This is a genomic window from Rouxiella sp. Mn2063 (assembly GCF_049319665.1).
Taxonomy (GTDB): Bacteria; Pseudomonadota; Gammaproteobacteria; order Enterobacterales; family Enterobacteriaceae; genus JBMOUD01.
The window spans coordinates 235,241-259,803 of sequence record NZ_JBMOUD010000006.1 but is presented as its reverse complement, the minus strand read 5'-3'; the positions used below and the strand labels follow the sequence as shown (position 1 = coordinate 259,803).

23 protein-coding genes are annotated in these 24,563 nt (G+C 45.8%); 20 read left to right on the top strand and 3 right to left on the bottom strand.

Annotated elements, in window-relative coordinates:
- Nucleotides 1–104: 104 nt before the first annotated feature.
- The 7 genes from ACL9RG_RS11830 (at nt 105) to ACL9RG_RS11800 (ending at nt 7,619) form a co-directional block, all read left to right on the top strand.
- Entirely contained in the window at nt 105–1,061 is a 957-nt protein-coding gene (locus ACL9RG_RS11830; RefSeq protein WP_422792813.1) for an ABC transporter substrate-binding protein, read from the top strand.
- 337 nt (nt 1,062–1,398) lie between these two features.
- Complete coding sequence (locus tag ACL9RG_RS11825; RefSeq protein WP_422792812.1) at nt 1,399–2,577, top strand: M20 aminoacylase family protein; 1,179 nt, start codon at nt 1,399–1,401, stop codon at nt 2,575–2,577.
- A gap of 143 nt (nt 2,578–2,720) precedes the next feature.
- Nucleotides 2,721–3,320: a trimeric intracellular cation channel family protein gene (locus ACL9RG_RS11820; protein WP_422792811.1), complete on the top strand. Its 600-nt coding sequence runs from the start codon at nt 2,721–2,723 to the stop codon at nt 3,318–3,320.
- Between the two features lie 230 nt (nt 3,321–3,550).
- A complete protein-coding gene (locus ACL9RG_RS11815; RefSeq protein ID WP_422792810.1) occupies nt 3,551–4,033 on the top strand; it encodes a toxin-antitoxin system YwqK family antitoxin in 483 nt (160 codons plus the stop codon).
- A gap of 352 nt (nt 4,034–4,385) precedes the next feature.
- Entirely contained in the window at nt 4,386–5,030 is a 645-nt protein-coding gene (locus ACL9RG_RS11810) for a DsbA family oxidoreductase (protein ID WP_422792809.1), read from the top strand.
- 217 nt (nt 5,031–5,247) lie between these two features.
- A complete protein-coding gene (locus tag ACL9RG_RS11805; protein WP_422792808.1) occupies nt 5,248–5,760 on the top strand; it encodes a hypothetical protein in 513 nt (170 codons plus the stop codon).
- A gap of 194 nt (nt 5,761–5,954) precedes the next feature.
- Nucleotides 5,955–7,619, top strand: coding sequence for a methyl-accepting chemotaxis protein (locus ACL9RG_RS11800; protein WP_422792807.1), 1,665 nt, complete (start codon nt 5,955–5,957; stop codon nt 7,617–7,619).
- An 80-nt stretch (nt 7,620–7,699) separates the two neighbouring features.
- On the opposite strand, the gene ACL9RG_RS11795 is transcribed toward ACL9RG_RS11800, so the two are convergent.
- Nucleotides 7,700–8,308 (bottom strand): hypothetical protein, encoded by a 609-nt coding sequence (locus ACL9RG_RS11795; protein ID WP_422792806.1) that lies wholly within the window; start codon nt 8,306–8,308, stop codon nt 7,700–7,702.
- A gap of 237 nt (nt 8,309–8,545) precedes the next feature.
- Here ACL9RG_RS11795 and ACL9RG_RS11790 point away from each other — a divergent pair, with 237 nt between their 5' ends.
- The 8 genes from ACL9RG_RS11790 to ACL9RG_RS11755 all read left to right on the top strand — a co-directional run bounded on the left by ACL9RG_RS11790 (nt 8,546) and on the right by ACL9RG_RS11755 (nt 15,003).
- Nucleotides 8,546–9,124, top strand: coding sequence for a flavin reductase family protein (locus ACL9RG_RS11790; RefSeq protein ID WP_422792805.1), 579 nt, complete (start codon nt 8,546–8,548; stop codon nt 9,122–9,124).
- Between the two features lie 93 nt (nt 9,125–9,217).
- Nucleotides 9,218–9,496, top strand: coding sequence for a hypothetical protein (locus ACL9RG_RS11785; protein ID WP_422792804.1), 279 nt, complete (start codon nt 9,218–9,220; stop codon nt 9,494–9,496).
- 105 nt (nt 9,497–9,601) lie between these two features.
- Nucleotides 9,602–10,045 carry an Rrf2 family transcriptional regulator gene (locus ACL9RG_RS11780; protein WP_422792803.1) on the top strand — a complete coding sequence of 148 codons (444 nt, stop codon included), beginning with the start codon at nt 9,602–9,604 and terminating at the stop codon, nt 10,043–10,045.
- Complete coding sequence (locus ACL9RG_RS11775) at nt 10,038–10,415, top strand: DUF1360 domain-containing protein (RefSeq protein WP_422792802.1); 378 nt, start codon at nt 10,038–10,040, stop codon at nt 10,413–10,415. The genes ACL9RG_RS11780 and ACL9RG_RS11775 overlap by 8 nt, the downstream gene beginning before the upstream one ends.
- A gap of 307 nt (nt 10,416–10,722) precedes the next feature.
- Nucleotides 10,723–11,184, top strand: a complete 462-nt coding sequence (locus tag ACL9RG_RS11770; protein ID WP_422792801.1) for a RidA family protein — start codon at nt 10,723–10,725, stop codon at nt 11,182–11,184.
- Between the two features lie 212 nt (nt 11,185–11,396).
- On the top strand, nt 11,397–11,855 hold the full coding sequence (locus ACL9RG_RS11765) for a YbaK/EbsC family protein (RefSeq protein ID WP_422792800.1): 459 nt from the start codon (nt 11,397–11,399) through the stop codon (nt 11,853–11,855).
- A gap of 201 nt (nt 11,856–12,056) precedes the next feature.
- Nucleotides 12,057–13,265 (top strand): MFS transporter, encoded by a 1,209-nt coding sequence (locus ACL9RG_RS11760; protein ID WP_422792799.1) that lies wholly within the window; start codon nt 12,057–12,059, stop codon nt 13,263–13,265.
- A gap of 394 nt (nt 13,266–13,659) precedes the next feature.
- Complete coding sequence (locus ACL9RG_RS11755; RefSeq protein WP_422792798.1) at nt 13,660–15,003, top strand: APC family permease; 1,344 nt, start codon at nt 13,660–13,662, stop codon at nt 15,001–15,003.
- 81 nt (nt 15,004–15,084) lie between these two features.
- Here ACL9RG_RS11755 and ACL9RG_RS11750 read toward each other — a convergent pair whose 3' ends face one another.
- The gene (locus ACL9RG_RS11750; protein ID WP_422792797.1) at nt 15,085–16,308 is read right to left on the bottom strand and encodes an MFS transporter; all 1,224 of its coding nucleotides are present in this window, start codon (nt 16,306–16,308) and stop codon (nt 15,085–15,087) included.
- A 111-nt stretch (nt 16,309–16,419) separates the two neighbouring features.
- On the opposite strand from ACL9RG_RS11750, the gene ACL9RG_RS11745 reads away from it, so the two are divergent.
- From ACL9RG_RS11745 to ACL9RG_RS11725, 5 genes are all read left to right on the top strand, one after another.
- Nucleotides 16,420–19,140: an ATP-binding protein gene (locus ACL9RG_RS11745; protein ID WP_422792796.1), complete on the top strand. Its 2,721-nt coding sequence runs from the start codon at nt 16,420–16,422 to the stop codon at nt 19,138–19,140.
- 208 nt (nt 19,141–19,348) lie between these two features.
- Nucleotides 19,349–20,014, top strand: coding sequence for a hypothetical protein (locus tag ACL9RG_RS11740; RefSeq protein WP_422792795.1), 666 nt, complete (start codon nt 19,349–19,351; stop codon nt 20,012–20,014).
- Nucleotides 20,011–20,952: a hypothetical protein gene (locus ACL9RG_RS11735; protein WP_422792794.1), complete on the top strand. Its 942-nt coding sequence runs from the start codon at nt 20,011–20,013 to the stop codon at nt 20,950–20,952. The genes ACL9RG_RS11740 and ACL9RG_RS11735 overlap by 4 nt, the downstream gene beginning before the upstream one ends.
- Nucleotides 20,953–21,820: 868 nt before the next feature.
- Complete coding sequence (locus tag ACL9RG_RS11730) at nt 21,821–22,753, top strand: LysR family transcriptional regulator (RefSeq protein WP_422792793.1); 933 nt, start codon at nt 21,821–21,823, stop codon at nt 22,751–22,753.
- Between the two features lie 162 nt (nt 22,754–22,915).
- Nucleotides 22,916–24,088 (top strand): MFS transporter, encoded by a 1,173-nt coding sequence (locus ACL9RG_RS11725; protein ID WP_422792792.1) that lies wholly within the window; start codon nt 22,916–22,918, stop codon nt 24,086–24,088.
- A gap of 44 nt (nt 24,089–24,132) precedes the next feature.
- Here ACL9RG_RS11725 and ACL9RG_RS11720 read toward each other — a convergent pair whose 3' ends face one another.
- Nucleotides 24,133–24,549 carry an RbsD/FucU family protein gene (locus ACL9RG_RS11720; RefSeq protein ID WP_422792791.1) on the bottom strand — a complete coding sequence of 139 codons (417 nt, stop codon included), beginning with the start codon at nt 24,547–24,549 and terminating at the stop codon, nt 24,133–24,135.
- Nucleotides 24,550–24,563: the final 14 nt, after the last annotated feature.

Below are 24,563 nucleotides of genomic sequence, written 5' to 3'. Positions count from 1 at the left end.
CCGTACTTCATGCTAATTATGCATATTAGTTTATGAGTAAAATGTATTTAAGTAATAAATGGCTCTTTGTTAGCGTGAGCATTCATTAAAACAAGGGGATATTCATGGCCAGACTTTCTTTGCTATTAAAGGTGATTGGGGTGAGCGCCACATTGCTGATGGCGCCAGCTGCTCATGCCGCGCTAAAAGATGTAAAACTGGTATTGGGCGATCAATCTCGCGGGTTGAGAAGTTTAGTCGAAGCGGCTGGCGTATTAAAAGATGCGCCTTACCAATATCAATGGGCCAATTTTCAAGGAGCAGCACCGCTGTTTGAGGCACAACGAGCTGATGCAGTCGACACCTCTTATGCCGGTGACTTGCCCATACTCATGGCGGCATCCGGTGGCGTGGATTTTAAATTGATCCAAACCAATGTTGGTTTCGGTCAGTCTAACGGCATTATTGTGCCAAAAGATTCTCCGCTACACAGCGTGCGCGATCTTAAAGGTCAAACGGTGGTGGTTTCTTCGGCACGAGGCAGCATCTCACAAAATCTACTCTATGCCGCGCTCAAAGAGGCTGGGCTTAAGCAGGATGATGTGACAATTAAATTTGTCATGCCAACCGATGCCAGCGCAGCATTTAGTGCGGGTAAAATTGCCGCCTGGGCAGTATTTGATCCTTATCTCGGCGTGGCTGAGCAAAATGGGGCGCGTTTGCTGCGCGATGGGCAAGGGTTGACGCCTTCACTGGGTTTTTTAACGGCGACAACGCGTTCCTTGGCCGATCCCGACAAACGGGCGGCGATTGAGGATTTTGCTAAACGAGTCAGCCAAGCGCGACAATGGGCGATTAATCATCCAGATGACTATGCCAAAGTTTATGCCGACCTCACGCGGTTGCCACTGGCTACGGCTAAGAGTATTGCCGATCGCACTTCAAAAGGCGCACATGCTGTCAACCCACAAGACATCAACGCATTACAGCCGGTAGCCGATCTGTTTTATCAGTTAAAAATTTTACCGAATAAAGTCGACGTCAACTCACTGGTAGACTCTACTTTGGCAGTGAACCAATAAGACATACCGGGCCTCATCATGGGGCCTGAAATTTATTAGGTGTAAATATCTTCTTTTGTCATAAAAGTAAATTCATTAACTTATCCATTTATATAAAACCTTCGGGTTAATTAATTACAATAATATTAATTAACGCCTTCAATTAAATAATCATCGCATGTTTAACATTATGAATTGTGTTGTCATGGTTTTGGTGTGAAAAAACATACATTTCGCTCCAGCACATTTAGATTATAAATAAAGCTCATTATCTATAGAATGCGTTTCTTGATGTGTTGGATCTCTTTTTTTTGCGGTAAAGTTTAAAACCAGCGGAATAAATAAAGGAATGACTATTATGAAAAATAATCTTGTTGAACAAGTAAAATCCCTTGAGACTGAATTTATCAATATTAGACATGCCATCCATAAAAACCCCGAAATTGGCTTTAAAGAAGTTAACACCAGTGAATTGGTCGCGAATAAATTAGCCGAGTGGGGCTATAAAATTGAGCGAGGTTTCGCACAGACTGGATTTGTTGCCACATTAAAAGTAGGCAATGGAAAAAAGATCCTTGGGCTTCGTGCTGAAATGGATGCATTGCCTATTCTTGAGGATAGTGGGGTTCCATGGATTAGTCAGAATCATGGTGTTTCGCATATGTGCGGTCATGATGGGCATACTACCATGCTATTGTGTGCGGCGAAGTATTTGGCGAAAACGCGTAATTTCGATGGCACACTGCATATTATCTATCAACCCGCCGAGGAGTTGTTATGCGGCGGCAGTAAAATGATTGAAGATGGATTATTCAAAAAATATCCATGCGATATGATTTTTGCTATGCACAATATGCCAGGGCTCAATGCTGGAGAGTTTTATTTCAGAAAAGGTTCAGCCATGGCATCCTCTGATACGTTAGAGATCGAAGTTACCGGCGTTGGCGGTCATGGGGCTTTTCCACATAAAGCGGTAGATACCGTGCTGGTTTGCTCGCAAATTGCCATCAGCTTACAATCGATAGTGTCGCGAAATGTTGATACCTTTTGTCCGGCGGTGATTACCGTTGGAAGCTTGCAAGCAGGCGATACAGCCAATGTTATTCCTGGGAAAGGATTATTAAAACTTACGGTAAGAACCTTAGATAAAGAGACTCGTAAGTTGGTATTAAAACGTATTAGTGATATTACGATAAAAACCGCTGAGGTTTATAATGCAGTCGCTAGCATTAATCATGTCAACGGTAGCCCTGTTTTAGTCAACGGTAATGAGGCTACAGAGTTTGCTTATAAAGTAGGTTGTGAGTTATTTGGCAAAGAAAAATGTCATGATAATGCACAAGCTTGTATGGGAAGTGAAGACTTTTCATTTATGTTGGAACATCTTGCAAATGGCAGCTATTTCTTTATCGGTAACGGTAAGGAAAATGAAAACGGCGTTCCCTTACATAATGGTAAGTATGATTTTAATGATGCCAATATTGTTCCAGGTGCGACGTTATGGGCCGGTATTGTTGAAAAATATCTTGTTAACTAACCACCTTAATCTTCATAAGATAGTCCAATGCTAATTTGACATCCTCCATTCTTGATAATTTTAATTGAATCGATAACTCGCAGTGATTTTTATCTGACAATTCTATATTTCGCAATAATATTTAAATATCAAGGATATTTTAGATGTTGCATTATATCGATCTGATAGGGACGTTTGTATTTGCTATTAGCGGTGCGCTCGCCGCTATTCAGCGCCGGTTGGATATTTTAGGCGTTTTCGTTGCCGCTTTTGTGACAGGATGTGGTGGCGGTGTTATCAGAGACGTGTGCCTCGGCGCATTTCCTCCCGCCGGGCTTATCAGTATGGAGTATTTGATATTAGTGACTGTCGCAGTAATATTAACGGCATTCTCTCGTAAATTATTACGTATATTAACCGAGCCAGCGCTGTTCTTTGATGCGGTAGGGTTGGGCTTTTTTGCCGCCTTTGGTGTACACAAATCCTATAGTTTGTATGGCAATACGGAACTGGCTTTATTCCTTGGTTGTATCAGTGCAGTGGGAGGCGGGGCATTGCGGGATATCTTTTTACGCAGAGTACCGGTTATTTTCACCAAGGAGATATACGCCTCTGCTGCGCTGGCCGGGGCGGCTATCCAACTGGCAGGAGAGGTTGGGTATATAAATAAAAACTACAGTTTATGGTTTGCTATTGGTACGTGTACGTTAATTCGCCTTCTTGCCATCAGGTTTAAGCTCAACTTGCCAAGGATCCATCCATAGCTTAATAGCTTGCAATTAAATTATCTAAGTCAATTCTGAAAATCATTGAAATGTTTCTATTTTATTTGGATTATTTTCAATATGTAAATAATACTCTTAATGTTGTAAACGTTGCTGCACTGGCTTCCTGAGCGTTCTGCTCCAAGGTTCTGGATAAAAACAGCATTAAGATTGTTGTTAATTCAGCTCCCTTGCGGGGCCGGATTACATTGACTTGGATTTGGATTAACATGAATAAAATTTGTTTAGCCGTCATTATGTTGTTGTCAGGCTGTGCTGACTTCTCCTCAGCGGTGACTAATACCATTGATGGTCTTGGCATGACCCCCGATTACGCCAAAGGGATGACAGCTGCAGACCTAAAAAGGGAGTCAATGAAAGTATCCGTACCTGAAGTTGCGGTTACAGAGGGAACGCCGGAAGGTCCACTAGTGAAAAATGATGACAATGGACATCTTCTGTTTAAAACAGTGGTAAAAAACAAATGCTTTGATGACTACATGGATGTGTATTACCCAAATGGACAATTAAGAGCGCATACACCGTTGGTGAAGTGCAAAGCGGAAGGACTTTCGCAAAGCTATACCCAAGCCGGAAAACTGAAAACGGAAATTTCTTATAAAAATGGCTTAGCGGATGGTGAAATCAAGGTATTTGACGACAATGGAAACGTTGTTAAAAAAATGCAATATAAAAATGGTTATCCTGAATAACCGCATGAAGAGATAATATTCACTCCAGCTGAATAATTTGTATGCTCATGATTTCTTTGTGGGCATATAAATCCAGATATCATGTCTGGCGTTTTTGATAAAACTCATCGCCTTTGATAAAACCCGTCAACGGATCAATCGCCACCCGCGTTTTTATCCGCCTGCAGCTTTACGTAAATCCACAACATCTCACTAGCGTTTCACCGAGAACATAGCATCCCCGGCCTATTTGCGCCGTTTACAATCGATTGCTGGCAAACTATTTTATTCGAGCACTAAACCACTACTGGTTGATGATGTTCACAACAGGTAGCCTGATAAGCCAGTAACGATTTCACAATTGAGATAAAACATGAATATTACCGTAACGCTGACGTCCGACTTTGTTTGCCCGTGGTGCTTTATTGGTGAACGCCGTTTGCAGCAGGCCATTCGTAATCTTGCCCAAGATATCCAGGTAACGCTGGTGTGGCAGCCTTATGAACTCAATTCAACGATGCCGGTAGAAGGGGTTGATCGCACCAGCTACCGCATCAAAAAATTTGGTAGTCTGGAATACAGTCAAATGCTGGACCAGCGGATCGTTGCGGCTTCTGCAAACGATGATATTCATTTCAATCACGCCGCCATCTTAAAAACTCCCAATACCTTTAAAGCCCATCGACTGATGGGATGGGCGCGACAGTTTGCAAAAACCGATGATTTAGCTAACGCATTATTTAGCGGTTATTTTGAACATGGCCGAGACATTGGTGATAGCAACGTTCTTGCCGAGATTGCCGCAGAAATTGGCCTGGATAGCGCGCAGGCATTAGCATTTCTCAACAGCGATGCCGATGTATTGCAAACGCGTCAAGCTATTGCGCAAGTGGTCGATATTCAAGGGGTACCGAATTTTGATATAGACGGGGAGATTATTTCTGGCGCTCATCCGGTCAGTATCATTCAGAATGCTTTGCAGGATGCTGCCGCACGAAAACGTGGCCAACAGGACTAAAACGTCACAATTAAAAATGGCTACACGATTTGTCATAAATCATAGGCATGATTGTCATAACTGGTTGCGATTTGGATGGTCGTTATTCGCTGAAACTCCTTGCGAACCATTAATGGATAATGCATCTTGAGGTGCGATTGCGGCTAGCTGATTAGCCAGCAATCGTGACCTATAAATTTGCTTCATTTCATAGTAATACTAATAAAAAAGGGCCGTTATGACGTTAATGGATATTATTAGCCAAACGCCAGTTTTTGTATGGGTAATATTGGCTTGGCTGATTTATCGGGGTATTAATGCCTTGCAGGATCGTGAAATTTTATTGAAACGATTGTTTATCCTGCCGCTGGTATTTCTTATTTTGGCCGGTTCTGCTGTTGCTGGGCAAGGCGAGTTAGCATTAGTGTTTATGTTGCCTGGATTATTAGTCGGTGGGCTTATCGGGCGTTTCTGTGCTCGTCGGTCACAACCACTGCGTGCTGGCAGCAAACCTGGATCAGTAATAAGACCCGGTTCTTACAGCACTTTGGTGTTGATTCTGTTCGCGTTTTTCACCAAGTTTGCGCTGGTATCTTATGGTGCGACTCACCCAGAGTTGCAAAACCAATGGCTGTATAACGTGGTGTTCGGTGGTATTAGTGGCGTAACCGCAGGTTTATTCTGGGGGCTGACGTTAACGCTGGTATTGCCTTTCCAGCGCCAAAGCAAAGCGGGCTCTGCGGCACTGTAAGCTTTGTGTAATGTAAGTTTTATGTAATAAAGATAAGCGATTAAAAGCGGTCTAATATGCGGAGTATATTAAATACCACTTATTAGGCCGCCGCCTTCCGTCATCCGCGCCTTCATCTGTCTTAGTTCTTTCACAAAAATGTCATATTCATTTGATATAGTTAGCTATCTATGTGAATTCTAAAAGAAATAGTCATGAGTCAATCTCAGCTTGAAGGGCAGTTTATTCCCACTCACTCCCATAAAAACTCTCTCAGAAATGCGTTTTTCTCATCTCTAGCCGGACGTTTTAAAACGCGTAAATACAGCATTCTCTCAGGATGTGTGGCAATTATTCTGCTGTTCTCTTCGCTACAGCTGTTCTCAACCTTTGTTTTGTCGAAGATCCTGCACGTTGCAAATAATAATGTCGCCGAAGCCGCGACGCTGCGACAAAGACAAATGACGCTGGACCACGCACGTATGGCATTAGTTATTGCCAGCGATAAGCTCAATCGTGCCGGGGTTTATTATATGGAAGATAAAGAAACAGGCTCGGTGGGCAGTTGGAATAGCTTACTCAGCGAGGCACAGGCAGCATTAAAAGAGTCGGAACAATCGTATCGCCAATTTATTGCATTAAGTCATCATATGCCTGCTAATCAACAGGCAGCATTTACCGATTTAAAGGCCAGCTATGATTTGTTTATGGGCGGTATTATTGAAGAAGCCGATGGCCTGAGTAAAAAGGGTAATATTGATGCTTTTTTTGAAGTACCAATTCAGGCATTTCAGAGTGACTTCAATGATAAGTATTTCCAATTCCAAGCGATTAGCGCGAAGAATTCAGATGAACTTAGCCATAGTTTGTTAACGTCACTGGTTAAAGCTAAATGGCTTTCTGTGGCAACGCTGATTTTTTTATTCATTATTGCGATCGTGGTGTGGTGGGGCGTGAACTCCTGGATCATCCGCCCATTAAAATCCGTTAACGCTCAATTAAGAGTGATGGCCGATGGTGATTTATCACAAGCGAGTGATTTGAGCGCCAAAGGCAGCCGCGAAGTTCGCCAATTGGCAGAAAGTATGCAAAGCATGCAATTTGGCTTGGTTAAATTAGTAGAAGATGTTCGCCAAGCGTCGGGCCATATTAGCGTCAATATTGATCATATCGTTAAAGGCAACGAAGAACTCTCAGCGCAATCATCCACTCAGCATGACGCGCTGATGCAAGTTAGCACGCATCTCTCATCGCTCAATGAGCGAGTAAAAAACAACGTAGCCCATGCACAATCAGCTAATTCAGAGTCCGAACAGGCGAGAACATTAGCGGCTGGCGGTAGCAGCATGATGCAAAAAGTTGAGCAATCAATGAAAGGCATTGTCAGCCAGTCTTCAGAGATGAGCGGTATTGTGGCGATGATAGAAAGCGTGGCATTCCAGACCAATATTTTGGCACTCAATGCTGCTATCGAGGCGGCACACGCTGGTGCACAAGGCCGGGGATTTGCGGTGGTAGCAAAAGAGGTGGGGATGCTGGCGAGCAAAAGCAGTCAGTCTAGCCAGGATATTCACCAACTAATCCGCAGCTCCGTCGAACAAATTGGCAAAGGCGCTGACTCTGTCGGACAACTCGGGCAAAGTTTGCAGCAAGTGATCACGGTTATCGAAAAACTCAGTGCATTAGTGCAAGAAATTACCGACGGTTCCGTCCATCAAAGCCAAAGTATTGATGATGTTGCACAACGCATTTCGACGTTGAATAAAGTCACCGAACGCAATCATACGTTGGTTAATGATACGGCTGCATCCTCAACTAAGCTCTTTGGCCAATGCCAAAGCCTGCAACAGGCGATATCCCGCTTTAGATTACCTGCCTGATTTTTTCTACACAGCCTGTGTACGATTTTACAGCCCTCGCGACGATATGTACGAGGGCTGTAGCATGACGTTTGAGTGTATTATTTGGGAAACGTTTTCGTTTTGGCAACAGACTCCGACATGACTTTGCGGAATGCGCGATTATGTAAAGAATAAACGAGCATCAGATAAAAAACTCGGGAGTGAATAATAAAAAAGCTCGCCATAATTAATATCAGACTGACGATACTACTCGGAAGATTAACATCTGACCAAGAAGCGTCATCTGAATAACTAAGCAGAGCCGTTAAAAAGTAAATGCAGGCGATGATTAGCGTAGCTATCGCTAATACCAGATGTGCTCTGATTGCAGCCATAAAACCTTTGCCAACCATAAAGACAATCACAGCATTTATGCCTGCAAAAACTAACGCAGTAGCAAACACCGCAACTAATACTGCATGTTCTGGCAACTGGAACCACGAAAAAATAGCCGACCATATTGCAAACTGAGGGATAGAAAAGCTCAAAATGATGCCGAGCATACTTAACGCAAGTGGCAGCCCCATAGTATGAAACCCAACTGGCAATCCCATTTCGTCTGACAACTTTTCTTTTATTAGCTGTAGTTGCTTGCCTTTAGCGTGTTTTATCTTGCTTTCAGTTTGCGAACAGTAAGCCAATCGTGCCTTAAGCGTGCTGATCCACATTAGTGCCCCCGCGATTAGAGGGGTGAGAAAGATTGAATAAGCCCAAAGACATATTGCCCACTTTTTTGTAAGTTTTGAGGATGACGAATAGTACCTGTTATTGCACTTCCGACAAAAGCAGAGCTGTTAACAATGAGGGGGATGCTAATAGTTTCTTTGTGTAATTATATTGATTGTGGTGTTTTTGCGAATATAATGCTTGGCATTGGTTGTCGTTAATATTGATAAGGAAGTGAGATGAATAAACATATTGCGCCAGTGGCACTGGAGAAAGCTTACCGCTTGCTTAATCATGGGCCAACGGTGTTGGTGTCAGCGACTCATGATGGGGTAAAAGACGTGATGGCGGCGGCTTGGGCCTGCGCTCTGGATTTCACGCCACCAAAATTGACCGTGGTGTTAGATAAAATATCTAAAACGCGTGAATTGGTTGAGAAAAGCGGCACCTTTGTGATTCAAATCCCCACCGTGACTCAGATGCAACTCACCTATGAGCTCGGGAGCCACAGCCTGTTCACCGAACCTAATAAATTGCAAAACAGCGGCGTGGAATTATTCAGTTTTGAAGGCCACGAGATGCCGTTTGTCGCGGGATGTTCCGGCTGGTTGGCATGCCGATTGATTAATGAACCACATAATCATGCCGCTCATGATTTGTTTATCGGTGAAGTGGTAGGAGCCTGGGCTGATAGCCGAGTATTTAGGGAAGGGCATTGGCATTTTGATACTGCTCCAGCGGAATTACGCAGCTTGCACTATATCGCCGGTGGCAATTTCTACACCATAGGCGAGTCATTACAGGTTGAAAATCCGTAGTAATAGCGATAATAACCGGCCAATGCGAATGGCCGGTTAGCTGTTTATTATTTTATTCATGGAGGAATATCTATCAACTTTATACAAGCAGAATTGCTTTCCCGCGATAAGACGGATTATCGCAAGCGGCTGACGCTTATCGAGGAACTTCGCCAAGTACCCGGTAAGGAAAGCCAGACTATTTTGTTGCAGATGAAAGAAAAGGACTTTGTATTTAGTGTGCGAGTTGCCGCCTGGCAAGCGCTATCAGAGCAGGGTGTTGTCTGCCCGCAACCGAAAGAAAAATCAACCTTTGTCGTCTATTTAGAAAAAGTATCCCGCACAATAAAAAGAGTTCTGAAGTTCCTTTATGGCCTCTCCTGGCTCTCGTAACGCTAAATTCTGTTTATACCATTAGTGTTAGCTTAACGGTTAATCTGGGCGACATTTCTCTATAAACATTTGCCATCCCTCATCTTATGTAATATTGTAAGTTACATGAAAACAAACAACTCATTTTCTGCGACACTGCACATCCTGCTTCATCTTGAGGATGCCGATAAACCGCTGACGTCTGAACAGATGGCCGCTTTCATTGATAGTAATCCGGTGGTGATACGTAAGCTTCTCGCCGGGCTTCGCAAGAGCAAAATTGTCTGCTCGTCGAAAGGACATCACGGAGGGTGGACGCTGTGTAAGCCAACTCATGAGGTCACTTTATACGATATCTATGCGGCGCTAGGATCCCCGGAAATTTTTGCGCTGGGGCATCGTAATGATAATCCGAATTGCCTGGTTGAGCAGGGCGTAAACCGTGTGATGTCAGAGACTTTTCATCAGGCGGAAGAACTTATTTTAGAGAGATTTAAGAGCCTTACCCTACAAGATATAGGCACAGAATTTATCAACTACCTCAACGACAAGGGACAACATAATGACTGATGTTTTAGCCTCGGACCTGTCCGTATGCCTGATGATCGCCTTGGCATCAGCGAGTATATCGATGACTATCACCCAGACTGAATTATTTGCCGGATGGCGGGCCTGGACGGCAAAGAAAAATCCTATGATCGGCCATCTTTTTCAATGCTTTTACTGTCTGAGCCATTGGACGGTGATCGCTAGTATGGCCGTTTACCACCCGTACTTGCTGCATAGTGGCATCACGGCGATTGATTGGGTGATGACTGCTTTCATCACCCTGACGATCACCACATTTGTTAATGGACTTATTTTCAAAGTATTCCAGGCCGCAGTAAGCACCCATGTGATGAAATTTGAAGCACATAAACTATTGAAGTCAAATGAATAATTAAGACTTACTCTCTTTCTCTTGCGCAAAAGCCTCATATAGAACATGAGGCTTTTTCTCCTCCCGAAACGAACTTCTCTTATTTGCAATAATGTCTGCCTGCAGATGCATTCTTTATTTTTCAAAGAAAAAACTTGGAATATTGCGTAAGGGGAATTAAAGTGACGAAAGATTCAGCCATGGGCTGAGTTGTGGCGGGAACACTCCGCCGCAGATGAAGGCATCGCGATTTACGTGTTATTGAGAGATGGTGATGCTGCTTTGCCCTCCAACACACTTTGACTCTAACGATTATTAGGTGCTCCTTATGCCACAAAACCCGTTATCCTCAGCTCCATCCCACATTAGCGAATTAGTTCATATTAATCCTGTTGGTCTGCATGATCCGACCCCCAGTGGTTACACCCACGTGGTGGTTGCGCCGCACGAGGGGCGTACTATTTTTGCATCGGGCCAATGTTCAACTGAATTAGGAGACGGCGGAGTGCAAGGTTTTACGACACAATTGGACGGTGCTCTGGCAAATATGCGTACTGCGGTGCAAGCCGGTGGGGCGACAGTGCATGACATCGTGCGTATCAATTTGTTGATCGTAGATTATACTGAAGCGCTTCTTCCCATTTGGTCAGCGGCGTCGCGGAAAATCTGGGGAGACGGACCTTTTCCTGCTAGTACACTGATCCCCGTACCACGCCTAGCGCTTGACGGGCTGTTGGTTGAGATAGAGGCCACCGCCGTTGTGGTCGGAACGCTTGCCGACAATGAATAGCAGGTAGGATAAAATACTGAATAAGCAAATAAATACCCCTCTTTAATAAGGGAGGGTATGAATGTTTTTTGTATCAGACATCTTTCAGCTCAGGGCATTGGTTCTATGCTCAGCTTTGATCGGTCTGGTGGGGATTTGGATTGCCAGGTTCGCTTAAATCGGTCTGTGTTTTGGTCATTTACAGCCAAAATAATAATGTCTAAGGAGAGAAGATGAGTGTTGAACGTGTTCGTCAGTTTCTCGCAGAACATGCCCCCGATATTAACATCACCGTACATGAAAAACCGACGGCAACGGTGCAGCAAGCGGCAGAAGCCTTTGAAGTAGAGAGCGGACAGATAGCTAAGACCTTGTCATGTAAGGTTAATGAGCAAGTGGTATTGTTGGTAATGGCGGGCACCTCGCGCATAGACAATAAGAAATTTAAACAGTTTTTTGGCGTGAAGGCCCGAATGCTGCCAACGGAAGAGGTGGCAATCTTGACCGGTTATCCCCCCGGCGGCGTGTGTCCTTTTGCTGCTCTTGATGGCGTTAGCGTTTATTGCGATCAAAGTCTGAATCAATATGACGAAGTGATCCCCGCCGGAGGAAGCGCTAATTCTGGCGTTAAAATTACGCCAGAACGGCTTGCCAGTATTACCAGTGCGACTTGGATAGATGTTGCCTGCTAATTTAATTCTATATTCGTCATACTTGACGTTGTTTCTGCGTAGGCTTGACGCGACGCCAATTATTTTGGATATATCTTTATAAAAGCTTTCTTTTTATAATAATCAATTATTTATAATAATAATTCTACCTTCGCAGCATACCCCTCAAGTCAGTATTTGGTGAATGACGTGTGTCTGTTGTGCTTGGTAAATGGAGATATCATGGGCAACCCTTATCGCGAAATTTTTACCACACCGGGAGCCGCTGGGCTGGCGTTTACTAGCTCACTGGCTCGTTTGCCGCAGGCAATGATCAGTATCGGCATTATTACTATGTTGGTGCAGCAAAGCGGTCTTTATTGGCTGGCTGGCACGGTCGCTGGCACATTTACCTTAACCAACGCACTTATCGGCCCGGTGGTATCGAAACTGGTGGATAAGCGCGGGCAGAGTCGTGTGCTTCCCTTCGTCACTCTTTTTAGTATTGCGATGTTATTGACGCTAATTTTGGCCGCTTATCTGCGAGCACCGGCACAGTTGCTATTTATTTTGGCCGCGTTCGCCGGCACCATGCCGAGCATGCCCGCGATGATCAGAGCACGCTGGACCGCGCTTTTTCGTGGTAAACCGCAGCTACACACCGCGTTTTCGTTGGACACCGTGTTAACTGAAATGGCCTATATTGTTGGGCCACCGTTGGCTATCGGCCTCAGTATGAGCCTTTTTGCCGAAGCGGGTCCGCTGGTTGCCGTGGTGCTGTTAGCTTTTGGCGTGACGGCTTTTCTGCTGCAACGCCAGACTGAGCCGAAAGTGATAGTTAACAGCAGCGGCAATAAAAGCTCGACGCTACGTATTCCCAGCCTGCGGATTATCGTTTTAGCCCTGCTACTGATGGGCGTTATTGGTGGCGCGATTGATGTGGGAGTGGTTGCCTTTGCCAATGAACACGATTGGCCAACGGCGGCCAGTTTTATCCTGGCGACTTATGCATTTGGCTCAATGACGTCAGGCCTGACTTTTGGCGCCTTAAAGATTAGTTTACCGATAGAGAAGCAATTCTTGATTTGGATCCTGGTCACTGCCGCCACCGCTGTTTTACCTATTTTCTCTCCAAACGTTTATGTCATGGCGGGCATGCTATTTTTTGCCGGGATGTCATTTGCCCCAACCATGGTGATTGTCATGAATCTCGGTACCATTGTTGTGCCGCCAGCTAAGCTCACCGAAGGGTTAACCTGGATGACAACGGGGATCAGTATCGGCGTTGCGCTTGGTGGTGCACTTTCTGGGCTGATTGTTGACAACTTTGGTGTCCGTGCAGGGTTTGGTGTACCTATCGTGGCTGGGGTCATATTAGTGGTAATGGCTTTGGTCAGTTTGCCAACTCTGCGCGCCGCATCAGGTGCGCCAGAAAAACTGATTTTCCCTTGATAGCCTCTGAGTCCTTTTAAATCTAACAATGGCCGCCTCAAATATAGGCGGCCATTATTTTAATTGCGTCGGGGCTCATCGGAAAATCCGGGCAGTGTGCTTTTGATGGCGTGATAATTAATAGTATTGAAGAATACCACCGACCTGAGTATTTAGATCCCAATGCGATCCCGCAGCGCGTGATAAGCCTCGTCTAAGGCGGTAAAAAGTACTCGCAGGTTACGACCGTCAAAAATCTGACCAGGTTTTTTCGTAAGGCAGCAAGGCTGAGGAATTGAGAATATTCTATTTGTTGGTGTAATTAGCCGTTAGCGATGTAATTTATCTCCCAATATGCGGGCGTAAGACTTAATATGACGCCCCCAAAATGGTCGTAAAAAGAGAAAAGCATACGATGGCGGAGAATGTTGATGTTGAAGCGGCGGCCCAGCCGAAACTTAGGCGTAGCCTGAAGTTATGGCAAGTGGTAATGATGGGGCTGGCATATTTAACGCCAATGACCGTATTTGATACTTTTGGTATTGTTTCTCGCGAATCCGAGGGACATGTCCCGACGTCTTATCTGTTTGCGCTAGTCGGTATTCTGTTTACGGCTATCAGTTATGGCAAACTGGTGCGGCGTTTTCCGCAGGCCGGTTCCGCCTATACCTATACGCAAAAAGCCATTAGCTCAAGACTCGGCTTTTTAGTCGGTTGGTCATCTTTGCTCGATTATCTTTTCTTACCGATGATCAACGTCCTGCTGGCAAAAATCTATTTGACCGCGATGTTTCCCGATGTTGCCCCGTGGATTTGGGTGGTCAGTTTCGTGGTAATTATGACCGCTGCGAATTTGCGCAGCGTAAATTTAGTGGCGAATTTCAATACGCTGTTTGTGCTGGCACAAGTGGCAATCATTCTGGTATTTATTTTCCTGGTGATTCACGGATTACATAACGGGGAAGGGGTTGGGACAGTATGGAGCCTGCAACCTTTTATTAGTGAAAACGCGCATTTGATCCCGATTATCACCGGCGCAACGATTGTCTGTTTCTCCTTTCTTGGATTTGACGCAGTAACCACATTAAGTGAAGAGACACCCGATGCCGCGGTGACCATTCCTCGCGCTATTTTTCTTACCGCGCTGTATGGCGGCATCATTTTTATTGGCGTTTCGTTCTTTATTCAGCTCTATTTCCCAACGATTACCCGTTTCCATCAGCCCGATGCGGCGTTGCCAGAAATTGCCCTCTATGTCGGCGGCAAGTTATTCCAGTCTATTTTCCTGTGTACCACCTTTATCAATACGCTCGCATCCGGTCTGGCTTCTCACGCCAGTGTTTCAAGACTGCTTTATGTGATGGGGCGTGATCGGGTGTTTCCAGCGAAGTTCTTTGGCTATATTCACCCGAAATGGCGCACGCCATCGCTCAATATCTTTATGGTTGGCGTTGTCGCGCTCAGCGCATTTTGGTTTGATTTGGTGACCGCTACCGCGTTAATTAACTTTGGCGCATTGGTTGCTTTCACCTTTGTTAATCTGGCGGTGATCAATCAATTTTTCGTGCGTGAGAAACGTAACAAAACCTGGCGCGATCGTTTCCATTACCTGATATTGCCGCTATTGGGCGCGTTGATTGTTAGCGTACTGTGGTTAAATCTGGAAAGAGATTCAATGACCATGGGATTGATTTGGGCAGGATTGGGCATTATCTATTTGCTGTATCTGACCAAGTTTTTCCGCAAGGCGCTGCTCTAGGAAATCTAAATAAGCCTATAATAATCAAATTATTATAGGCTTTATTTTTGTCATGGTTGACGTTGTTTGGGTAATTTACTGCTATTTAGCTTTACGTAAGCTAAAGCAATGGATAGCTAATCCCAGCAGAGTGAAGGCCCCGCCAAGCAAAGATGCCATTGGCCAGCCGCCCACTCGCCACGCGACACTGCTCCCCCAGGAACCTAACGCGCCGCCGATAAACATGCCGGTCATAAATAAAGTATTCAGTCTACTACGTGCTTCAGGGCGCAGCGCATAGATAACATGCTGATTGGAGACTAATGCCGATTGTTCGCCTAAATCCATCACAATAATACCGACAACCAGACCGGTAATGCTGCCCCAAACCCCAAGAACCACAAAAGACAGCACCATAATCAGGCAGCCCAGACCTATGACTTTATAAGGCCCGCGGCAGTCAGCAATGCGGCCAACAAGTGGCGCCATTAAAATACCTACCGCACCTACAATCCCCATTAACCCGGCAACGTCGGCCCCTAAATGAAAGGCATCATGTAATCGCAACGCCAGAATGGTCCATAAGCCAATAAAAGAAGCAAAAAGAGTGGCTTGAATATAGGTCGCCTTACGCAAAAGGGGTTCCTCTGACCACAGCGATACCAGCGATTTCATCAGGCTAAGATAGCTTTGTTTGCTGCGTGGCTGGTGGTGCGGCAAGGTAAAGAACAGCAATAGCCATACTAATGCTGACGCCACGGCCCCCATCCAGAATGTCGCGCGCCAGCCCCAATGATCCCCGGTAAATCCGCCTACCGCACGGCCAAGCAGGATCCCGCAAAGTACGCCGCTCATCACAGTACCGACCACCTGGCCCCGGCGCTCTGGTTTAGCAAGTTCTGCGGCAAAGGGGACGATTTGTTGCACAACGCAACCGGTCACCCCAACGGCGACAGAGGCGACAATGATCATGACCACATTCGGTGCCATCGCCAGGCAAACTAATGCGACACACAGCGCGGCTGCCTGCCATAGAATCAGTTTGCGGCGGTTAATTTTATCCCCGAGAGGCACCAACAGAAACAATCCGCAGGCAAACCCTAACTGAGTGGCGGTAGGCGCCAGATTTATTAAGTTAACGTCTTGCGGAAACCCCTGTTGTAAGAGTTCTAATAATGGCTGGTTGTAATAGATGTTGGCGACAAAGACACCGCAAGCAATCGCCATAATAAACTGTAATGCCGTCCCCAAAACGGGGGCGGGCTCACTAGAATAATCAGCGTTAGCAAGCGGCTTGATGCTTGTATGCGTAGTGTTGTTTGACATCGCGCTATTCTCAATAATCGTGGGGAGAGTTAATAGTGCGCGGTTGTCGATACAGAGTCTTTGTCCTACAATTTCAGACTTCTGAAATATCCTGATATTGGAAACATCTGCATGCCAACTCCTGGTTCAACCACCTCGCTAAACGCCAGCAGGGATGACGATATGATTGTCTTCGGCAAATACCAGCTATTTCCTAATCTGGGCTTGCTGATGAAAGATGGCGTGCGTTTAGAACTTGGCGAGCGGGCAATGGCGGTGCTCATTCATCTGGTGAGCATGGCTGGGCAGGTGGTGTCTAAAGATCAGCTACTGGAAAAAGTCTGGCCACAGGAAGTAGTTGAAGAGAATAACTTACAGGCGCAGATCTCCAGTTTGCGTAAAGTATTAGGCGACGATCGCAATCTCATCAGTACCTTGTTTGGCCGTGGTTATTGCTTCACCGCAACGGTCAATACACTGCAAGCCGTGACATCAACGGTGTCTGTTCGGCCAACGTTAACGGGATTACCTCGTCCACGATCGCCACTGATTGGTAGAGAAAAAGAGCTTAGTGAGGTGAGAACACGCCTTCTCACCCATCCGTTATGTACGATTACCGGACCGGCGGGAATCGGCAAGACGCGATTGCTCGTCGAGGTCGCACGAGAGTCTGCCGGTGTCTTTCCCGACGGCGTATTTTTTGCCGATTTATCCTATCTGAGCAACACCGCAGACCCACTTGAAACGCTCAATGCCGCATTAGCAGGTGTCGGTAGCACGCTAATTGCGGAACGTGCTCATCAAAAACCGGCATTATTAGTCGTAGATAACTGCGAACATCTAGCCGATGCCTGTGCGCGTGCTATCGAACAACTACTGCAAGCCGATAGCCTATTGAGCGTGGTATTAACCAGTCAATCACCGCTGGGTGTAGAAGGCGAGCAAGTCTATCGACTCGGGCCACTTGCCGTTCCTGCAACCGAGGTCGACGCGATTCAGGCCAAAAACTACAGCGCCATTGAATTTATCGTACAAAAGATCCAGGCGGCGGATTATCAATTTCGGCTGAGCGAAGATAATGTTAAGCAAGTGGCTGCGCTTTGTCGCTTGCTGGATGCGGTGCCTTTAGCACTTGAAATCGCCGCCGCAAGGATCACCGGTTTAGGGCTGGGGGCTGTGCTTGAGGATTTAACGACCCACACCGGCATGTTAGAAACGGGGCGGCGAGGCGCCACACCTCGCCATCGGACATTGGGTGATGCGCTCGATTGGAGCTATCAGCTGCTTAGCCCGAATGAAAAACAGGTGTTTCAGGAGTTGGCCATCTTTGCGGGCGAATTTGATATTCATGCCGCCGAGCAAGTGTTATCGCCGCTGGCCGACCAGCGAAATATCGATATTATCGCCAGTCTGATCGATAAGTCATTATTGGTTTTCCAAGCCGGAACCCAGCCTTCACGCTACCGCTACCTGACCATCGTCAGGGCTTATGCCCGACAGCAGCTGGCGGGGCGCACCGAATATATCGCCAGACAACATGCACACTTTGTTGCCGAGCGTGCCAGCCTGGCGTGGAAAGAGTGGATATCGATATCCTCTTCACAGTGGCGGCGACAATATGGCTACCTGATCGATGATTTAAGAATCGCCCTCGATTGGTGTTTTGCGCATAATCAGGACCGTTGTTTAGGCAGAAAAATCCTCTCTGCTTCCACGCCATTTTGGATCCAGTATTCCCTACACGACACCTGCCGTCAGTATATTGGGATGGCGCTAGATGACGATCCTAACGGGCAAGCGACTGTGCGCGAAGAGATGTTGATGCGGGCGGCGTTGGGGTCGGCGCTGGCATGGGCACGCGGCCCGATTGATGAAAATGCACAGGCCTGGACCCGAGCCGGTGAGTTGGCCAGGTTGATTGCGGATAAAGAAATCCAGCTGCAATCTGAATATGGATTATGGCTGCACCATTTACGCAGCGGGTTGTATGCCAAAGCTCTAGAAAGCGGGCAAAACATGGCACAACTGGCGCAAGAATTCGGCGATCGGGCGGCATTACTAACAGCGCGCCGACTGATCGGCACATCGCAACATTTTTTAGGCCAGCAACGGCCTGCGTTGACAGAAATTAAAGCTTTCCTCGACTGTGATACCCGAGCTGACCAGTCAGGTTCGCCTTTTCGCTTTGGGGTTGACCAACGAGTCGCCGGATGGGCATTTCTGGTGCGGGTATTTTGGGTCAGCGGGGATATCAATCAAGCCCGACGGGCGGTACAACTGGCAGTCGAAGAAGCCATGGCCTTAGATCACGCCTGTTCACTGTGCTGTGTATTGGCTGAAGGTAGCTGTACACTTGCCGCGCTGACCGGCGATATTGAGCAGGTTGCCCAAATAGCCCAACAGCTTGATCATATTGCCAGTGAACACGGCCTTGGGCTATGGCGATTATACAGCGCCGCGTTTGCGTTCTGGGCTAAGTTACAACGTCACGCCGAGTCGGTAATGCCGCACGAAATTCACCACATGCTGGCCGTTTTGCAAGCGAATGGCTTCGATCCTGCTTATTCACTGTTTCTTTCCGACTTTGCCACCGCGCTGGCAGACAAAGGCCATCATCATGAGGCTGACGCCTTAATCAGTGAACGATTAGCAAAATTACCCGCTAATCAATCGTCATGGAATGTTCCTGAGTTGCTGAGAGTCCAGGCGATGATCCGTTATTCTCGACAGTCCGATTCAAATCAATCCCTTAATATCGCATTACAGTCAGCGATGAACCTGGCGCAAGAACAGGGCGCAAACAGTTGGGTGAGAAAAATTGAGGAGACAATGAGGCGCTATTTGCAGGAATGATGGGGGTATTGATAAATAGAATATTACTGATGAATGAGTCTATTTTTGTAATATCTGAATGATTTATTGACCTTGGTTTTATTTTTAGTAACATAAAACCATTAGTGATATTTAAGTTTCATGCCTATATTGTGAGTAAGTTTTAAGCTATATTGGCGAGCGTTTATTAATCCTATCATCAACCTTTCACAGCACATTCTACCTCAAAATGAAAAATATCGATTTTGCACGTAATGATAAAGACATTTATTCGGTATTAGTCCAAGCGACTAATGAAGAAAAAGCATTCTTAGCAGAAATTATCTCCAATAAATATTCATCCGGAATAACCAAAGATGAGCGTGACCCACTGAAACTGGTCAGTGAACTCCATAGTATGGGGGGAGATAGTGTAATGAACTTATTACGTAGGCGTGGTGTGAATTACCGTGAAATTGTCGAAGATGTTGCCAGCAAAGTTGGTATCAAAGTAGATAGTAAAAATGAGTTGATGAAAATCGAAGAGAAGATTGCTGAAAAGGTTATAACTGATTATAAGAAAAAACTTTCTGCACATGAACGAGAGAAATTCGAAGAGGTACTTCGCGAAAGTTTAAATAATAAGCTGAGTATGGATGCTAAGAATGCTGCAGCCCGCAGTATCGGCAGCATGACTCCAGCTCTGATGGCAGTCGGTGGTTTTATTCTAAGACGTGGGGCTATTGCAGCTATCCCGGTTGCAGGGCAGTTTATCGGCGTGCTGACAGGAGTTATCGGTGTCATTTTCGCCTTTACTGGCACCGCTTATAGCGTCACTATTCCTGCTGTATTAATTATCGGCAGCATCCGAGCTAGATTAGCCGCTGAAAAGTTCGCTGACGAGGTGGATTTATGAGTTTTTCTATTTTGCTTGAACGTGCTTTACCCCTATCAAAAGAGATTCTGGATCGTATTGAATCAGGTGAACTGAATATTTTCGGTGGGACTATTCGTGATACGGCGGGGAAAATTGTTAAACATCTGGTCTTTCCTCCTGAAGGGCAGAATAACCAACTCAATAGCGCCGTCCAGGAAATAAATAATACTATTAATCAATCGCATGCGGAAGTGATGAACCAACTAGCTAATCAAACTGCTATGCTTTCGATGGTCAATATTATGTCTGCTAGGCAGACGACTGAGACATTGAGTAGAAAACTGGAAGAGTTAGGCGATAAAATTGATGCGCTTGATCAGAAAATTTCTTTGCTTCTGGATGAGGCGAAATTCAGTAAACTCATCAAATTTAGTGAAATAAAAAGTAAAGCTTTGGGTGCTATTGAAGAAGCTTTATACGCCAATCAAAAACAAAATGATCCACAATTTATTCGCCTGCATATTATACCGCTTCGTCGAGCTTTAGGTAATCTCGATACGTTGTTAAGAAGTCTGCTTTCCGAACTAGAAAACAAAGAATTTATTGATAATTTTCATTTTGTTATGTTGATTGCCGATCTAAAAAATAAGGCTGCCTTTGTGCTTTCACAAACACATATCCGGCTCGAAGAAGATAATATTGCCAACGGATATTTGGAAAGAAATACCGAGTCTAATGTCCTATTACGGAAGCGTCTTGAGGCACTAAAAAAGACTGGTGCATTTAGTCCGCATATTATTACGCGAGATGTCTTAGAGGTATTGAAGACAGACATCAGCAGTTTTAAACAACTCGAGACTCAGTCAGTCCTATTGACCAACCAGAATATTCTTGCGTTGGAATTGAAAATTCCCCAAAAAGTCCTGCTGAGTAATTCGTTTGATACCATAAAAATGCTAGATCCTGTCCAAATTTAGCGCGTAATAAATACTTGGGAAAAATTTGAAAGCAATATCCACCGATAAACAACCGCTTGATTACTTGTCACATCTTAGGCAGCCATCTCGGCTGCCTTTTCATTTTTAGAGTAATAAAAATTATATTTTAATCAATGACCTGACTGATACTTTGTTAACTCAATTATCAGACGATATCTTGGCAGAAACCCGCGCTTTGATAACTTCGACATTACCTTGTTGATTCCAAATTTACAAAACTCTGGAATTTTGACATTTTTTGTTAAAATTCAGCATAAACACTCTGTTTTAAGTAGGGGTGGTATCGCGTTTCACCGAGGCTGTATTTTTATATTTAGTGATTTATGCTGTTGAAGTGGGGCGTGAGTTTCATGGCAGTGATAGCGATTGATCGCTTGGTTTTTTGCTAAGTTCACACAGACAGGAAGGATTCTGTCTGTGCATCATTGGTTATTTATTTCATGGGCCACTGACTTGATGGGTGACTGATTTGATAGGTGATTTAGTGAAAAAGATGCGTCCCTATCGACAGGCAACCGCTGAGTGAAAACGCCGCTGAAAAAATAAATAGAATAATAAATGCTCGCATTGTGATCCCCGGCGCTTTAAAAGAGTGAAACGCAGCCGTTCAACATGGCAATTGAAAGCAGCAAAAATAAGCAACACAGAATTTTTTTAAACATAAACACCATCCGCACTTAACATCGTTAATACCCTCAGTTTGCCGACCAAGTATCAATTATTTGTCAATGAATAGTGCAGGGATGTTCAAGGAGATGGCACATCGCGTTTTGGTTTATTCCGTGGCAAAGTGCTCCTAATAAAGGCAATCGCAGCGTTCATGCTGACGCGAGTAACCGGGAGTTTCATGAGCAGACTTTATGTACCATTGGGCGCGCTTGAGGCATTTGCCGAAGCGGGCCATCAGGAATCTTTCAAAAAAGCAGCTGAAAACCTCTCGTTGACGACCAGCGCAGTCAGCCAGTCTATTAAAAAGCTTGAGGAAAGGCTCGGTTGTGCGCTGTTCACGCGGGCTGGCAATAAAGTCACTCTTACCGTTGAAGGGGCCAAACTGCTGTCCTATGTGGAATTAGGGATGGAGCAAATGCGCCTTGGCGTCGAGGAGATTCGTTTCCGCCCTGAGTCGCCGCTGACCATCTCAAGCCCGCCGGGCATAGGCGGTGCACTGCTGCCCAACGTGATGCTGCAATTGCTTCAAAGCCCGGAAGTTGATATCCGCTACGTTTCTATTGAAGATCATGCAGATACCAGTTTTCGACATTACGATGTCAGTATCGTTTATGGCAATCCGGCCAGTCAGCGCTTTGGCTTGCAAAGTTTGGGGCCAGATGTGTTTATTCCCGTGGCTCGCCCAGACATTGCGCAGAACATCACCTCATTTGAGGCGCTGTTTGCCGCCAAGCTATTGGTCAATGAAACCAGCCCTGTCAGTTGGGAAGAATGGGGGAAGCATAATCACACCGACTGGCCGGAGGTAAAGAAGCTAAGATTTAATAGATACCAGCATATTTCCTCAGCCTTGGTAAACGGCATGGGCGTGGCACTGGAGTCGCTGCGATTGGTCGATCCTCTGTTACGAAATGGCGCCCTGCAAATCTGCCCCCTCGATAACTGCATCCCAGTTTCTCGCGACCTGACTTTCCTGTTTGTCACCGCAGAGGCTGGGCGGTGTGCGCGAGCGCAAGAAATAGCGAATATTGTCATAGAGCATTGCGCAACGGATAGCAGAGGATATTTGCTGAATAACTCGACGCCTGTTTATCTACCAAATCAGCATTAATTTTAAGGCTGTTATCGTTAAAACGGTCGGCTTACCTCTTCGATTAAGTAAAACTTAACCACGGTTAAGTTTTTATCGTTTGTTGCTGTTATTTATGGATTTTATTCTCTCTCACGTACATTGGCGATAAGCGCCAAACTCCTCAAATACAGTGAGTCAGACGTGATAGAAAAAAATAAAACGTGGCCAACAATTGCGGCTTCGGCCGTGCTTGCTGTCGTCTTTATGCTGCCGAATATGGCAACGCCAGTTTATCCATACTGGAAAGCAAAAATAGGATTTTCAGCCGGAGCGATGACCGGGATATTCTCCATGTATATTGCCGGCTTGGTGGTTTCATTAATTATTTCAGGACAGCTTGCCGATCGCTGGGGACATAAAGCCGTCCTGATCCCCGGATTACTGCTGGCCGCTTTTTCATGCCTGCTGTATATGGATGCGCAATCTGTACTGACGTTGAGCGTTGCCAGAGTGCTAACCGGTTTCGCTGTCGGTACCGTGGTCACTGCTGGCATGGCTTGCGTCATTGAGTTGGGGGGGATTAGCCGGCTGCGGACCTCTTCCTTACTCGCCTCGATTGCTATTATGTTTGGTGCAGGCATTGGGCCGTTGATGAGCGGTTTTGTGGCGCAAAAACTGGCTGAGCCGGTCGCCATAATTTACAAAATTGAGATGTTAGCGATAGTAATTTGTCTGGGGTTGGTTTGCATTTTACCGCTGCAAAAGCTGCCCGTCCCCGATACTCCTTTACGTCTGAAATTACCTGCCGTCTATCCGCAAAATAATATCCATATTGCCTTAGGCGTTTCTGTCTATATTCCCGCATTAACCAGCGTGTCCTTTGTCGCGGCACTTGCTCCGACGATGTTCTCTCATCAATTGGGCAGCAACAGCCCGTTGCTGGCGGGGGCTGCGGTGGCGTTGACATTTCTGTCAGCGTCACTGATTCAACCTCTCATTGGGAAGCTCAAGATCAAAACGCTTTTATCTAGCGGTGCGCTGGTATGCATCCTTTCCTTAGGGTTTATGTCTGCGTCAGTTATCCATCATTCGGTATTCACGCTGATATTAGCCGGTGTTCTCGCTGGCATCAGTCAGGCAATGGCTCAGCTTGGAGCGATATCGTTGATATCCCAAAAAGTGCCTGCCAACGTCAGAGCGCAGGGCAATGCGTTATTCAGTCTGGGTGGATATATACCCGCCGGGATACTCTCTGGGATCAGTGGATTTGTTATTGACCTGGTTGGATTAACAGCGGCTATTTGTCTGCTTTCAGGGCTGGTTTCTCTCTTGGCGTTGGGGGGCGGGGCATTTGTTTTGCGCAGTAAGATCTAAACGATAAAGAGCAAGTTGGCTTGCTCTTGTATAGAGTTGTTCAACTACAACACAGGGGCTACCGTTAAAAGCAAATTCGCAAAGCGGCGCTGCTCACCACTTGCGATCACTAATAACGTTTGATCTGATTTGCATGCCGCATAAAAGCTTTCGCGCGGAAGGCACTCTATCGGGCAATTTTCTGGCAACAATTGCCGATATTCAGCGTCGATGGTGTTGATAAAATCAGGTGGAGATGTCATCAGCACGGCTTTTTCAACGTTTATGCAGCTCAGGACTTTCTCCAAAATGACAGGCGCACTGACCAGCCCCGGAGATAAATTCAGGTAAACAACCGTTGCATCTTTTGGGGCGTTAGTCGCGCAAGCATAATTACTGTCGGCAATTAAAACCTGGGTTTTATGGCCGCACTTGGCCAATGTGTATAAGAGCTGCGGATGGATAATATCCGATTTGATCATGGTGTTTTCTCAGT